7 protein-coding genes are annotated in these 14,561 nt (G+C 70.2%); 1 reads left to right on the top strand and 6 read right to left on the bottom strand.

What is annotated here, in order from left to right; translation table 11 throughout:
* Nucleotides 1-99 precede the first annotated feature (99 nt).
* Both NF556_RS07040 and NF556_RS07035 read right to left on the bottom strand, forming a co-directional pair.
* Nucleotides 100-9,732 (bottom strand): carboxypeptidase regulatory-like domain-containing protein, encoded by a 9,633-nt coding sequence (locus NF556_RS07040; protein ID WP_252594847.1) that lies wholly within the window; start codon nucleotides 9,730-9,732, stop codon nucleotides 100-102.
* Between the two features lie 442 nt (nucleotides 9,733-10,174).
* Nucleotides 10,175-10,675 (bottom strand): nitroreductase family deazaflavin-dependent oxidoreductase, encoded by a 501-nt coding sequence (locus NF556_RS07035; RefSeq protein WP_252594846.1) that lies wholly within the window; start codon nucleotides 10,673-10,675, stop codon nucleotides 10,175-10,177.
* A gap of 119 nt (nucleotides 10,676-10,794) precedes the next feature.
* On the opposite strand from NF556_RS07035, the gene NF556_RS07030 reads away from it, so the two are divergent.
* Complete coding sequence (locus NF556_RS07030; RefSeq protein ID WP_252594844.1) at nucleotides 10,795-11,235, top strand: hypothetical protein; 441 nt, start codon at nucleotides 10,795-10,797, stop codon at nucleotides 11,233-11,235.
* Between the two features lie 64 nt (nucleotides 11,236-11,299).
* Here NF556_RS07030 and pcaD read toward each other — a convergent pair whose 3' ends face one another.
* The 4 genes from pcaD to catA all read right to left on the bottom strand — a co-directional run bounded on the left by pcaD (nucleotide 11,300) and on the right by catA (nucleotide 14,521).
* The gene (pcaD, locus tag NF556_RS07025; protein ID WP_256829788.1) at nucleotides 11,300-12,082 is read right to left on the bottom strand and encodes a 3-oxoadipate enol-lactonase; all 783 of its coding nucleotides are present in this window, start codon (nucleotides 12,080-12,082) and stop codon (nucleotides 11,300-11,302) included.
* Entirely contained in the window at nucleotides 12,079-13,302 is a 1,224-nt protein-coding gene (locus NF556_RS07020; RefSeq protein ID WP_252594842.1) for an acetyl-CoA C-acetyltransferase, read from the bottom strand. The genes pcaD and NF556_RS07020 overlap by 4 nt, the downstream gene beginning before the upstream one ends.
* Entirely contained in the window at nucleotides 13,302-13,589 is a 288-nt protein-coding gene (gene catC / locus NF556_RS07015; RefSeq protein WP_252594841.1) for a muconolactone Delta-isomerase, read from the bottom strand. The genes NF556_RS07020 and catC overlap by 1 nt, the downstream gene beginning before the upstream one ends.
* A gap of 62 nt (nucleotides 13,590-13,651) precedes the next feature.
* The gene (gene catA, locus NF556_RS07010; RefSeq protein ID WP_252594839.1) at nucleotides 13,652-14,521 is read right to left on the bottom strand and encodes a catechol 1,2-dioxygenase; all 870 of its coding nucleotides are present in this window, start codon (nucleotides 14,519-14,521) and stop codon (nucleotides 13,652-13,654) included.
* Nucleotides 14,522-14,561: the final 40 nt, after the last annotated feature.

Genomic DNA, 14,561 nt, shown 5'->3' with positions numbered 1-14,561 from the left:
CCGCTGACCGGTCCTGCACGTCACTTCCGTGGGGGAAGCTGGGGGAAGCGAGGAAGCTCTGTCGGAGGAGCTGGAGAGCGCGGCGATCGCGCGGGAGCGTCAGCCCATCGACAGCTCCGGCCCGTCGACCTGCGCCTCGAAGCCGTCCAGATCGAGCATGACCCGCAGGTCATAGTCGCCGCGCGGCACGCCCCGGACCATCGCGAGATAGCCCGCTCCCGTGAACCGCATGTCGAACGTCTCGACGACCTCACCGTCCTGCATCAGGTGCAGGACAGCCGAGTCCGCGGCGACCACGTCACCGGCGGCGTCGGTCAGCGCGAGCCGGACCGGCTTGGTCCGCCCGTTGTTGTCGGCCACGTCCCAGGTCGCGTCGAGGTCGTGGAAGGCGACCTGACGGGTCTGCGAGGTCTCGTTGCCCGCCGCGTCGGTGGCCACGACGGTGAGGTCCTGGACCCCCTCGACCAGTGGCACGACCACAGAGAACGACCCGTCGCCGGCGACCTCCACGGCCTCGCCCTGGACGGTCACCGCCACGGCATCCTCGGAGTCGTCGGTCACCGTGCCGGCCACCGTGACCTCGGGCTCGAGCACCGCGGTGCCGTCCTCCGGGGCCCAGGTCAGCTCCGGCGCGGTCGAGTCGACCGGGACCAGCAGCCACTCGAGCGAGTCGATCACGACCTGCTCGGTGCCCTCGGACCAGCCGCGGTCCGGGCCCATATAGTCCGTGACCGCCGTGAAGCTCAGCAGCAGGTGACCGCTGCCCGCGGCGCGCTCATCGAAGGCCACGGCCGTGCCCGCCGGCTCGCCGCCGACGGTCAGGGTCGCCAACGACTCACCCTCGTATGCCGACAGCCAGCTGTAGTAGCCATCGTCACCGATGATGTGGGCCGGGTCGGTGACATCGGCGAAGATCGGGTGCTCCGCCAGCTCGGTCAGCCCCACTGCTCCGTCACGGTAGCCCTGGCCACCGACAGTCACGCCCTCGCCGTGCGCCTCGAGCAGCCGCAGGCCGCCCTCGGTGACACCGTGCGTGCCGCTGAAGACCAGGTCGACCTGCGCCTCGTCGGCGGCCGAGATCAGCGCGTCAAACTCCGCCTCGCTCGGCTCGCCGCCGTTGACGACCACGACGCCGTAGTCCTCGATCGTCCCGGCCACGTCGGCCCAGGCGACCTCCTCGGACGCCACGCCCTCAGCGACCAGGAACTGCGTCAGGTCACCGCGCACGTCGCCGAGCACACCGACCTGGATCGGCGCGATCGCCACGGTCAGCGTCGCGGGCTCCTCACCCACCGTGACCTCGGCGGTGGCCACGACGTGGTTCGGGCCGGTGATGGTGAGCGCATAGTCACCGACCAGCACCGGCTCGAAGACCGCAGTGCCGTCCTCAACGCTGTCCGCGGAGGCGTCGGTCGGGCCCTCGATCTCGACCACCGCGCCGGCCACCGGTTCACCGGTCACCTCGTCGGTGACGGTGACGGTCAGGCTCGACTCGGCCAGCGGGGTGAGCTCGATGTCGTGCAGCAGGCTCTCCTCCGGCGCGACCGTGACGGTCTCGCTGAACGGCTCGAACCCGGCCGCGGTGACCTCGAGGGTGAACTCGCCAGAAGCGACACCCACCTGATAGGCGCCGTCGGCACCGGTCTCGTCGCTGATCGTCGTGCCGGCCACGCTCACCGTGGCGCCCTCGACCGGTCCACCGTTGCCGGTGACCGTGCCGTGGACGTCACTCTGGCGGGCCTCCATGGCCCACGCCACACCGTTGAGCGTGATGCGCTCGGCGTCGGTGGTCCAGCCCCGGACCGGCGAGCCGTAGTAGCCGCCGGCCAGGTTGCCCAGCAGCAGGTGGACTGACCCGGGCGTGACGAAGTCATAGGCCAACCCGAGGTCGAGGGTGTTCCCGGTCTCCGGGTGCACCGTCTGCGCCAGCACCGTGCCGGAATAGCCGGCGAAGGACTGGAACTGCTGGTTGCTGCCCGGCCGGGTCACCAGCGTGACCGTCTCACCCACCTCATAACCGTCGAGCACGGGGTGCTCGGCGCCCACGAGATAGCCGACCGCGTTGGCCTCGAAGTCACTGTCGACCGACTCCGGATCACCGGTGACGGCGGAGAGGGTGCGAATCGACCCGGTGTTGTATTGCGAGGGCAGGATGACCGAGATGTCGTGCGCCGCGGCCAGGTCCAGGAAGGCGGTGAACTCCTCCGCCGTCGGCTGCAGGCTGTCGCCGTTGAGGAAGACGACGTCAAAGGCACCGGAGGCCAGATCCACGCTCGCCAGCTCGCGATAACCGAACGACTCGATGGTGTAGCCGTTGCCCACCAGGAACTCGCCCATGACTCCGGCGGAGTTGTCCCCGATCAGCGCGACGTGGGCACTCACACCCAGCCGTGCCTGCGCCGTCGCCGGGACACCGTCGGCGACCGTGACGTCGACGAAGTCGGTGACCTGACCCTCGGCGCTGGCCACGACCAGCCAGTCGCCCGCCGGGAGATGCGCAAAGGCGAACGTCCCGTCGGCAGCTGTTGTGTCGGCATACTCCGTGCCGTCCACGACCACCGACGCCCCGGCCACCGGCGCACCGTCGGCCGAGACGACTGTGCCGCTGATCCCGGCACCCGGTGACTGCGGCAGGGTGATCGCCGAGGTGATCGACTCCCCCTCCACGATGGTCACCGAGGTGCTGGCCGGCTCATAGCCGAAGGTCTCGGCGGTCAGCGTCCAGGTGCCAGGCTCAAGCGGTATGACGTAGCTCCCGTCTCCCGCCCGCGCCGGGTAGGTGCGGCCCGTCTCCTCGACGGTCACCGTCGCCTCGATGGGCTCACCGGCGGCCGTGACGACGCTGCCGCGGGTGTCGGACCCGAGTCCGTCAGCGGTCAGGGCCCACTGCAGGGCGTTGGTCAGCGAGCGGGACGTCTCCGGGCTGAAGTAGAACTCGACGAGGTCCCGCGTGCCGACTGCGCCGTAGGCGGTCGCGCCGTTGGTGGACAGCAGCACATCGACCGACCCGACGGTGCGACCGTCGAAGGCGATCGCGTCACCGGCCGGGCCCTCCTCGCTGGCGATGGTGGCCACGGTCGTGCCGGAATAGCCGGTGAACCCGCCATACATCCGGCCCTCGTCCGTGGTGGCAAAGGTCTCCGGCAGGCCCTGGGTCAGCGGGTGGTCGGCGGTGACCGTGGTGGTCACGTTGCCGTCCAGCGAGCCCTCGATGTAGGTCTCCGGGTTGCCATACATCGTGACCATGCGCTCGATGACGCCGCGGTCCCGGTTGCCGGTCCACACGACCGGCAGGTCGCCGCGGTTGGCGTGGTCGAGGAAGGTCGGCAGCTGCTCGACGATCTCGTCCGGGTCGTTGACCAGCACCATGTCGACCTCGGCGAGGGCCTCCCCGTCGGTCCAGTCGACGTCGACCGGGGTGTAGCCCCAGTCGGTGAGGAAGGCCTTGAGCCGGCCCTCGTGCACGCCCGAGTCCGAGTCGGCGACGACCCCGACCGTGGCGGACTCGAGGATCACCGCGTCCTCGGTGTGCTCCCCGGCCGTCATGTCGAAGGCGTGCATCGTGCGGATGTAGCCGTCCAGCTCGATCTCCAGCTCCTGCTCACCGACCTCCACGTTCGGGAAGGTGTAGTGGCCGTCCGCGTCGGTCTGCGTCTCCCGCGCCGTGCCGCTGATCCGGACGACGGCGCCCTCGACGGGGATGCCGTCGGCCATCAGGTCAGCGGTGGTGTCAGCGTCGGACAGCCCGGTGCCGGGCAGTGCTGCCCCGGTGACGGTGCCGCCGAGCGATCCGACGTCACCCAGCTCGAGCACGATGTCGAGGTCCTGTGCGGCGCCGTCCACGACGGTGATCTCGTGGGTCTGAGAAACGTAGCCGAAGGCGCTGATCTGCACGGTGTGGGTGCCGTCGGGCAGACCCAGCAGGAACTCACCCTCGCTGTTGCTCGTCGCCGTCCAGTTCGTGCCCTCCACGCTGGCCCGGGCGGCCGCGATCGGAGCCCCCTCGGGGTCAGTGACCGACCCCGAGATCTGGGCGAGGTTCGGGGACCCGGCATAGCGGACGGCGTTGAGGAACAGCTGGCCACCCTCCGGTGCCCACTCCACGTCGGTCTCGGTGCCGGCTGCGACGAACAGACCGCTGAGCAGCACGTGCACGCTGTCCGGGGTGCGCACGTCATAGGCAATGCCGGTGCCCACCTGGGTGCCTTCTGCGCCGACCGTGCCCAGGGCGACGCCCTGATAGTCCACGAAGTAGGGCGCGTCGGCCCCCGCGTTGAGATAGATCACCGGCTCCTCACCCAGACCCGCGGTGATCGGGTGATCCGCGATGTCGGTGAGCTCGATGGGCGGATCACTGCTGAACCCGCCAAACCGCTCGACCGAGGCCGGGTTGCCGGTGAGGTCCGACAACTCGTGGATGCCACGGGTGTTGACCGGGCTGTTGGCTGCGGGGAAGATGACGCTCACCCCGGCCTCGTCGAAGGCGGCGAGGTTCTCCAACCACTGCTGGTCAGCGATGGCGTCCGGGTGGTTGAGGATCACGACGTCGTAGTCGCCGAGCTGGTCCATGACCTCCCACTCGGTCGCGGTGGCCGGGATCTGAGCCGCGGTCAGGAAGTCGGTCATCCGCTGGTCGTAGTCCCCCACCACGGCGACCCTCGGGGCCGCCTGGAGCGTGAGGTCCACCTGCGTGACGGTGCCGGCCGTGACCGCCACGTCCTCGACCGTCGCGGCGGTGTAGCCGTCCGCGGAGGCGGACACGGCATACGTGCCGACCGCCAGGTCCGCGATCAGATAGGTGCCGTCGGCGCCGGTGGTGACCGGCTCGCCATCAGCCACTGCCACGGAGGCCCCCGCGATGGGGGCGCCGGAGGAGGTGGTGACGGTGCCGCCGACGGACCCGTTGTCCGAGGCGACGAGCTCGACGGCCAACTCGGCCGTCTCGCCCTCCACGACGGTGATGGGCTGCTCGCTGGCGGTCATGCCGGGGGCGGTGATGCGCAGCGTGTGCTCCCCCGCCGGGAGGAACAGGTCGCCGGTGCCCCCGGGCAGGGGCTCCTGCTCGTAGGAGTCGACCACCGAGACGTCGGCGTCGACCGGACCCTCGGGGCCGGTCACGGTCAGCGCGACGGTGCCGAACTGTGCGGCGGTCGCGTGCTCGACGGCGGCGACAAAGATCTCCTCCGCGCCGGCGGTCCACGTCTCGTCGGGACCGACCAGCACGCTGGCGCTGTGGGTGGGCAGCAGCACCTGGACGGAGCCGTCGGAGGTGCGCTCATAGGCAATGCCTGCACCGCGGGCACCGTCCTCGTCGGTGCCGAGGGTGGCCAGGGTGGCGCCCTCATAGCCCTCGATCCAGGCGTGATACTTGCCGCTCAGGATCGGGAACCGGTCCTGGTCGATGGGCGCGGTGATCGGGTGCTCGATGTCGCTGCTCAGCCAGACCTGGCCCCGGTCGTTGGAGCCCGTGCCGACGGTGGCGTCGCTGCCGCGGGCCGCCAGGACCTCGTCGACGGCTCCGCTGGTGGCGCCCCAGCTGTCCAGGACGACGAGGCTGGTGCCCGCCGCGTCGGCCGCCGGCACGAGGGTCTCGATGGCCTCGACGTTGTTGCGGGCCTGGTCCTCGCTGCTGCCGTTGAGGACGATCGCGCGATATTGCTCCGGCGCCTCGGCGGCCTGGGCGAAGCTCAGATCGTCCACCGAATAGCCCTGCTCGCGCAGGATGTTGCCGAGTCGACTGTTGTAGTCGGCGACCACGGCCAGGTCGAAGCCCTCGAGGGCGATCTCCACGCTGGTCGTCTCACCAGTCGTGACAGTGAGCTCCTGCTCGTGCGGGGCCCAGCCGGTCATCTCCACGCGCAGCGTCCAGGTGCCCTCGGCGACCGGCTCAAGGGTGAAGGAGCCGTCCGCTCCGGTGCTGGCCGGGTCGAGCGGGACACCATCGAGGGTGACGCTGGCGCCCTCCAGCGCGGTGCCGTCCGCGTCGGTCACCGTGCCGGCGACCGTGCCGTTGCCGACCGCGGTGAGGGTGGCGTCGACGGTCAGGTCCGAGGTGGCGCGCAGGGTGATCTCCTGCGTGTGGGTGGACAACCCGTAGCGACTGATCGAGAGCGTGTAGTCGCCCTCCGGCGCGCGCAGCTCATAGGTTCCCGTGGCTGGGTCAGTGGTGGTCTCATAGTCGGTGCCGACCAGCTCAACGGTCGCCTCGACCGGGCCGTCGGGGCCGGTGACGGTGCCGGTCAGCCCGCCGGTCGAGCGATAGGCGGCCATCGTGCCGTCGCGCGCGACCATGATGACCGAGTCGTCGGAGACCGCGGTCGAGGCCAGGATCGGCGCCGGCAGCTGGTCCTCCCAGAGCACCTCACCGGAGGTCGCGTCGAGGGCATAGACGCCCCAGTTCTGGGAGGCCCCGAGCACCACGCCGCCGGTGGTGACCGCGACCGAGGAGGTCACGGCGCTGCCGACGAAGTGGTTCCAGACGATCTCACCGGTGCTGGCGTCGTAGGCCGAGACCGAGCCCGCGGTGTGCGAGCCCAGGATCACCAGGTCGTCATAGAGCACGGGGCTGCTGCCCTGGGTGTCGCCACCCTCGGTCTCCCAGACCTCCGCGCCGGTGAGCAGGTCGAGGGCCAGCACCGAACCGCTGGTGAACGTCTCGTTGCTCGTGCCGAGATAGACCTTGCCCGCGTCAATGGCCGGCAACGAGATCGAGATCGTCTCACTGCGCTCCCACAGGATCTCGCCCGTGGCGGTGTCCAGGCCCACGACCCGTCCGGTGGCGGTGCTGGCGGCAACGGCCACGCCGTCCGCGACGGCAGGGCCGAAGAAGACGCCACCGCCGATGGCCGTGCGCCAGACCCGCTCGCCCGTGGCGGCGTCGACGGCGTGCACGGAGCCCGCCTCACCGTTGCCGACCGCGACATAGACGGTGCCGTCGACGATGGTTGGGCTCGCATAGGTGGGCACCTCACCCTCGAAGTCATAGCTCCAGAGGGTGGACCCGTCCTGGGTGTTGAGCGCGAGCATCGTGGCGTTGCCACCGGTCGTGACATAGACCGTCTCGCCGTCAGCGGAGATCGCCGGGGTGCCTCGCTGGCCGCCGCCCGTCGGGACCTGCCAGCGGATCTCACCGGTCACCTTGTCCAGCGCGGTCAGCCCACCCGCGGTCTCCAGCTGATAGACGCTGTCCTCGTCGGCCACCGGTGAGCTGAACATGGTGGTGCCGACCCTCGTGCTCCACTGCTGCTCCAGGCTCGCGGCGTGCAGACCGGAGTCTGCGAGCCCGTGACCTGCGGGGTTGGCCTTGAGCTGGGTCCAGGTCGGCGAGCCTTCCAGGGCGAGGGCCTCGAGCGAGACGTCCTGGACCAGGTCGCCCTCGATGCTGATCTCGCCGCTCCAGGGGCGATAGCCGGTGGCCTTGACAGCGAGCTCGTGGGTGCCGTGGGGCACCTGCAGGGCAAAGGCTCCGTCCTGGTCGGTGTATGTCGTGGTGCCGGTCTGACCGGCGATGTGGACGGCCGCGCCACTCACCGGAGCATCGCCAGCAGTCACCGTGCCGGACAGCGTGGCGCTCGCCTGGGCGACCAGGGTGATGTCGAGCTCGACGTGCCCACCCTCGGTCACCTCGACGGAGTGCTCCTGGCTGGCGAACCCGTAGGCGGTGACCTGGACGGTCTGGGTGCCCCCTTCGGCATACAGCTCGTAGTCGCCGGTGGTGGCGTCCGCCGTCGTGGCCTGACCATCGACGACCGTGATGGTCGCGGCGACCGGGCCCTCGGGGCCGCTCACCGTGCCGGAGATCAGGCCGGAGTGCGCGGCGCGGGTCGTTGCGGCGTAGGCGTCGACGATGCCGTGCCCGAAGGCGTTGTTGGGCAGCGCGCCCATGAACTGCTCGGTGCGCGCCGTGTCCTCCAGGAGGGCCTGGAGCTCGTCGACGCTCAGGCCGGGCGCGGCCGAGAGCACCAGGGCCGCGACGCCGCTGACGTGCGGCGTGGCCATCGAGGTGCCCGAGATCGTGTGATAGTCCTGCCCGGAGTCCTGCGGCCAGGAGGAGCGGATCGCCGCGCCCGGGGCGCTGATCTGGGGCTTGGTGTATTCGACACCGTCCCACACGACCGGCCCACGGCTGGAGAAGCTGGCGATCTGGTCGTTGCTGTCGGTCGCGCCGACACCGATCGAGTGCGGATAGCCACCGGGGTTGCCCACGGTGCCTCCGGCCGGGCCGTCGTTGCCGTTGGCAAACAGGGGCACGATGCCGGCCGCGCGCCAGGCGGCCACGGCCTCCCAGAACACCCGGTTGTTGCCGGGGCCGCTGCCCCAGGAGTTGCTGGCGATGTCCGGTGCCTTCGCCGGGTCACCGCCGGGAGCCAGGACCCACTGCATGCCCGAGAGGATGCCGACCTCGCCGCCGCGACCGCCGTCGGTGAGGATCTTCACGCCGATGAACTCGGCGTCGGGGGCGACACCGATGACCTCACCGGGAGGGCCACCGGCGATGGAGCCGGTGACGTGGGTGCCGTGGCCGTTGCCGTCGCCAGGGGTCGGATAGTTCTCGCCGGTGGTGACGAACCAGGAGTCGGAGTGGTCACCGTCGCGGCCGCGATACTGCCCGGCCAGGGCCGGGTGGTCGGCGTCGATGCCGGAGTCCAGCACGGCAACCGTGACGCCCTCGCCGCGATAGCCATACTCGCCCCAGGTCTGCGGGGCGTGCACCTTCTCCAGCGACCAGGACGGCAGGGCCGGCTCGCTCTGCATCTCGGGGAGCTCGACCTGCTCCTGCAGGCGCACGTGGGCCACGTCCTCGCGGGCCTCGAGCTCGGCGAGGGTGTCGGCGTCGATGGTGGCGCCGACGCTGTTGACGATCCAGAGGTCGACCGGGGCGCCAACGGCCGGCGCGCCGGCGTCGGTCGCCTCAGTGTTGGTCTCCTCGGCGTCGGATTCCTTGGCGGCGCTCTCGGCGTCTGCCTCCGCGGTGGTGGTCTCGGCGTCACCCTCCGGCGCGGTCGCGCTGAGGTCAGCGATCAGCGCGGCGCGCTGGTCGGCACCGGTCGCACGCAGGGTGTCCGTGACGACCTGACCGCGGGCCGCGTCGGCGGCCTGGTCCGCCTCGCGGGCGGCCTCCTCGCCATAGGTGCCGAATCCAGCTCGCGCCTCGTCCGCAGCTGCAAGCCCGGCGGCCTGGGCCTGCGCATTCACAGCCTCCAGGTCGGCCGAGCCGGTGAGCTCGATGACGACCGTGACCAGGCCGTCAGTCTCGTCGGCCAGCGCCTCGGTGACGGCCGGGTTGATCTTGGCCTCGGCTGGTTCCGGGCGCACCAGCGCCGCCTCCAACGGGCTGGTCGGCACCGCAGCGGCTGCTTCCTCGGCGGCGCTGTCGTCTGCGGCGCTGTCGTCGGCTGTGCCCTCGGTGTCGGTGCTGGCGGCGTTGGGTCCGGTCACCTCCGCGGCGGCCGGGTCCACATCGGCAATCGGCACGTCCAGGCCCTCGAGCAGTGAGGTGCTCTCCCCCTCCAGCTCCACCTCGTCCGCGGCGACGGCGTCGGCCGCGGGCTGCAGACCTGACGAGGCCGCGGCGCCGACTGGTGCCGCGGCCTGGGTGCCGGTCGCTGGTGATGTGCCGATCGCTGGTGGGCTGACTGCCGCCATGCTCGGGGCCATCCCAAAGACGCTCAGCACGAGCGACCATCCAAGGACGAGGGCCAGCAGACGGGACCAAGTTGCGCGCAGCGCCATTGCTACTCCAAGAGCGGGGTTTCAGGGCACACCCCACCAGGGGAATGCTCACCGGATGCTCGCAAAATAGTCCGCCTGAGAACCGCCCGAAAGGATGTTGACGAAACCTTGGGCGCACCTTGGGTGAGTTGTGATCTTTGTCCACGTCCCGTGACCTACCCGTTAGTTACCCACCCCCCACGCGACCGAGCGCGCGAGCGCCTGGTCTCACCGGCCACCGAGCGCACGGTGTTGCGATCCCACCGGCCACCGAGCGCACGGTGTTGCGATCCCACCGGCCACCGAGCGCACGGTGTTGCGATCCCACCGGCCACCGAGCGCACGAGCACCTGGTCCCCCGCGTGCACCCGAACAGGCAACGTCGGCAAGATCGAGCATCCGCAGGTCGCTGACCAGCAGCGATGCAATCGTCACTCCGACGTCGCCGGTTTGAATGCTCGCGTCAGGTTGAATGCTCGCGTCGGGCCCGCGGGGACAGGATCACCAGCGATGTCGGCGTGGAGCGCTGCGCTGCATAACCGTCCAGCTTGCCGTCCTCGACCTCGCGATATCGGTCCCAGAGCCGCTCGTGCTCGGTGCCCTCGGCACGACGCACCGTCACCGGCCGGGGACCTCCGTCCTTGAGCTCAAGGGTCGCCTCCGGGTGGGCCTGCAGGTTGAGCCACCAGGCGGGTTCGCCCTCGCCCCAGCCGTTCATCGCCATCGTCACGATGTCGGCACCGTCCTCGATGTAGGCGAGGATCACACTGCGCTCCTGACCGCTGCGCCGACCGAGCACGGTGAGCCGCATGGTCCCCCACTTGCCCGGCTTGGCCCGGCTCAGCGCGGCCGTGCCAGGCATCAGCCGATAGAGCGCCCGGTGCACCTTCCACGCCCTGGTGACGAACCACCGAGGCGGCACGCGCGGGGGCTTGCCTGACGCGCTGACGGGAGTGTTCGGCATACGTGCTCCTGGGTGAGTGCCGCGCCACCTCGTGACTGAGGTCCACTGCCCCCAAAAATAGCGGAGCGCTGCCCCGACCAACAGGCCCCACACATGACATCTGGGTAACGTCGCCTCCCATGACCAACGAGTTCATGACCGATCCCATCCCCGGCAGCGACGTCCTGATCAGCGGGTGCGTGGTGCGCTTCTCCGACCCGGAGGGCTGGCCGAGCATTCACGCCAACGGCGCGCACATCAGCGCCGGGGTCGAGTCCGTGCGGGTCAACCCCAACAACGGCCGCCTGCAGGTGATCCAGACCCTGACCGACGCGGGGCGCAACCCGATCCTGTTTGCCATGATCCAGGCCGACGAGACGCTCTCCGGGCGGGGCATCATCGGAGGCGCGTCCGGTGGCACAGCAGACACGGAGTACGTGCTGTTCGACTCCACGCAGGACCGTGCCCTGGACCTGCGTGAGAAGGAGGACCGGATGCGGATCCAGGGCGAGACCTCCAACGTCTGGCTGGGCTGGGTGCACCTGGCCGCACCGCTCGACCAGCTCAGCTCGCGCCGGTGAAGTGCGCCTACGGCGAGGGCGCGAGCCGCGGAGGCGCGGCCCTCTCAGTCCTGGCCCAGAAACCTCAATCCGCAGTCAGGTGCTGCACCAGGGCCTCGGTGACCGTCTCCGGCTGCTCAACATTGGCCAGGTGTGCCGACTGCGGCACCACGAGGAGCTCGGCGTCCGGGATGTGTTCGGCGAGCGCCGCCATCATGCTCGGCGGTGCCGCTGGGTCGTCTTCACCGGCCAGCACCAGCGTGCGAGCCCGGATCGAGGGCAGATCACCAGTGAGGTCCATCTCGGCGATGACCTCGCAGCACCCGGCATAGCCCTCGGCCGGGGTCGCCGCCACCATCGCCTCGAAGCTCGCGATCCGATCCGGCGACTGCCCTCGGAGACTCTCGGTGAACCAGCGCGAGACCACAGCCTGAGCGATGACGCCGGTGCCGCCCCCACGCACCGTCGCGGCCCGATCGGTCCAGTTCGAGGCCGGTGGCATCGCCGCACCAGTGCACAGCAGCGCCAGGCGATCAACCCGGTCGGGCTCTCGCGCGGCCAGGCGCATGCCGGTCATCCCGCCGAGCGATAGCCCCACGAAGTGGGCACGCTCCACACCGAGACGGTCCAGCAGCGCGACGGCATCATCGACGAGGTCGTCGATGGAGTGGGGCCCGTCCGGCACCGGGGAGCGTCCGTGCCCTCGGGTGTCATAACGGACCACCCGGAAGTGCTCTGCGAGCGCGGCCACCTGCGGGTCCCACATCGACAGGTCGGACCCGAGCGAGTTGGACAGGACCACGACCGGGGCGTCGTCGGCCACCGAGGGGCCGCGCACCTCCTCGTGGTGCACCTCGACGGCGCTCATGCCGCCTCGAAGACCGCGGCCAGTCCCTGGCCGCCACCGATGCACATCGTCTCCAGGCCGTAGCGGCTGCCGCGGCGACGCATCTCGTAGGCCATCGTGGCCAGGATGCGGGCGCCGGTGGCCCCGACGGGGTGCCCCATCGAGATGCCGGATCCGTTGACGTTGACCCGCTCCCAGTCGGCGTCGCTGAGCTGCCACTGCCTGGTCACGGCCAGAGCCTGCGCCGCGAAAGCCTCGTTGAGCTCAATCAGGTCCATGTCAGCCATCGACAGTCCGGCACGAGACAGTGCCTGCGCGCTCGCCGGCACCGGTCCGATGCCCATCACCTCGGGCCCGCAACCGGCGACGGCCCACGACCGCAGGGCGAGCAACGGCTCCAGCCCGCGTCGCTCCGCGTCGGCGCGAGTGGTGACCACGCACAGGGCCGCAGCATCGTTCTGGCCGCTGGCGTTGCCCGCGGTGACCGTGGCGTCCGGGTCTGATCGGCCCATGATCGGCCGCAGCCCGGCCAGCACCTCCATGGTGGTGTCCGGTCGCGGGTGCTCGTCGGTGTCGACGATCGTCGTGCCCTTGCGGCCCTTGACCTCGACCGGCACCAGTTCGTCGGCGAAGTTCCCGGCGGCCAGGCCCGCGGCATACTGCTGCTGCGAGCGCAGGGCCAGGGCGTCCTGGTCCTCCCGGCTGATCGAGAACTCGCGGCGCAGGTTCTCCGCTGTCTCGATCATCCCGCCGGGCACCGGGTGGTTCACACCACCGGCAGTCACGCGCGCCCGCGCCAGGCGGTCCTGCAACTGGACGTCGCTGCGCACCCCGAGGCGGAGGGTCGCATAGTGCTCGACCTGGCTCATCGCCTCGACTCCCCCAGCCACCACCAGGGCCGAGCCGCCGGTGCTGACCTGCATCGCGGCATATAGGACGGCCTGCAGTCCCGAGCCGCACCGACGGTCAACTTGTGCGCCGGGCACACCCGTCCCGAGCCCAGCGTCGAGAGCCAGGATGCGGCCGAGGGCAGGGCTATCACCGTTGGAGTTGGCCTGGCCGATGATCACGTCGTCGACGTCGTCCTCACCGAGCCTCGTGCGCTCGACGAGCACCTTCATAAGCTGGGTGCCCAACTGTGCCGCGCTTAGCGACGATAGAGACCCTAGGAAGCCGCCGACCGGCGTGCGCAGCGGCGAGCAGATGACGATGTCGGTTCCGGCCGCGGGGGCCCCGCCCATCATGACTCCACCGCGATGTCGGACGGGTGCTGGGCCAAGGGCGTGATCTCCATTGTCATATAGGGGAACAGCGGCAGGTTCCACAGGATCTCGTGCAGCCGCTCGTTGCTGGCCACGTCAAAGATGCTGAGGTTGGAGTATTGCCCCACCATCCGCCAGATGTGCACCCACTCACCGCCGCGCTGGAGCTCGTGGCTGTAGGCCTTCTCGCGCGCCACGGTCTCGGCGCGCACCTCGGGGTCCAGGTCGCGCGGGATCGCGACGTCCATCTTCACGGCGTAGAGCACTGCCGCCTCCTGTCGAATGGGTCGTGGGTGGTGTGGGCTGGGGTGTGGCCCGGCGGGCCGACTCAGGCCGGGTCGAGCTCGAAGTTGTAGGTCGTCTGGTTGCCCTCGCCGGACTCCGCGGGCTGGATGTCGAGCATCAGCTCGGGCTTGACGGCCGAGGCAATGTCGTCCTCGTTGTGCGGGTCGCCGGGGAAGTAGAGCTGGGTGGTGATCAGCTGGCACCCGGGCGCCGAGACCTTCAGGTGCAGGTGAGCCGGTCGCCACGCGTGCCAGCCGGCCGCCGCGATCAACTTGCCGCAGGAGCCGTCGGTTGGGATCTGATAGGGCGCCGGCTGCAGGGTCCCAATCTGATAGCGGCCCTGCTCGTCGGCGATCACGGTGCCGCGCAGGTTCCACTCCGGGATGCCGGGGGCGTATTGCGAGTAGAAGCCCTGCGCGTCGGCCTGCCAGATCTCAACCTTCGCGCCCGGGATCGGGGCGCCACCAACGGCGGTCACCTGACCCTGGAACGTCAAGGCGGTGCCGGACTCATCCTCGCGCATCGGCAGCGTCGCGTCGGCGGCCAGCTCCGGAGCATTCGGCACGTAGTAGGGGCCCTCGATGCTGCCCTTGGTCCCCTCGCGGTCCTCGTTGGCGACCTCCTCGACGACGTGCTCGACCCACACGTCGAGGAACAGCGGCCACTCGCCGTCCTCCCCCACGGAGATCAGCCACGCCTTGAGCGCGTCATACTCCGCATAGGTCACCTTGTGCTTGCGGATCGTGTCGTGGACCGCGGTCAGCACCTCGGTCGCCAGCGTGTTGACTCGCTCCGGGGTGACGTCCTCCAACCCGGCGCCCTGGCCCGTCTTGCTCTGGAAGGCGGCGGTCGCACCGGCGCCTGAGTCTGCGGCGCGGGCCTGGGTCTCGTCGTCGGTGTTCTGGTCGGTCATGGTGACTCCTTCGCCTCGGTGACTGCTGGGTTCGTTGCTG

The sequence above is a fragment of the Ornithinimicrobium faecis genome (assembly GCF_023923225.1).
Taxonomy (GTDB): domain Bacteria; phylum Actinomycetota; class Actinomycetes; order Actinomycetales; family Dermatophilaceae; genus Ornithinicoccus; species Ornithinicoccus faecis.
The sequence above is the reverse complement of the archived record's forward strand: the minus strand, read 5'-3'. Positions and strand labels throughout refer to the sequence as shown.

Bases quoted from the DNA above. Each gene is read 5' to 3' on its own strand.
- NF556_RS07040 (WP_252594847.1), bottom strand. From the start codon at position 9,732: ATGGCGCTGCGCGCAACTTGGTCCCGTCTGCTGGCCCTCGTCCTTGGA.
- NF556_RS07035 (WP_252594846.1), bottom strand. From the start codon at position 10,675: ATGCCGAACACTCCCGTCAGCGCGTCAGGCAAGCCCCCGCGCGTGCCG.
- NF556_RS07030 (WP_252594844.1), top strand. From the start codon at position 10,795: ATGACCAACGAGTTCATGACCGATCCCATCCCCGGCAGCGACGTCCTG.
- pcaD (WP_256829788.1), bottom strand. From the start codon at position 12,082: ATGAGCGCCGTCGAGGTGCACCACGAGGAGGTGCGCGGCCCCTCGGTG.
- NF556_RS07020 (WP_252594842.1), bottom strand. From the start codon at position 13,302: ATGGGCGGGGCCCCCGCGGCCGGAACCGACATCGTCATCTGCTCGCCG.
- catA (WP_252594839.1), bottom strand. From the start codon at position 14,521: ATGACCGACCAGAACACCGACGACGAGACCCAGGCCCGCGCCGCAGAC.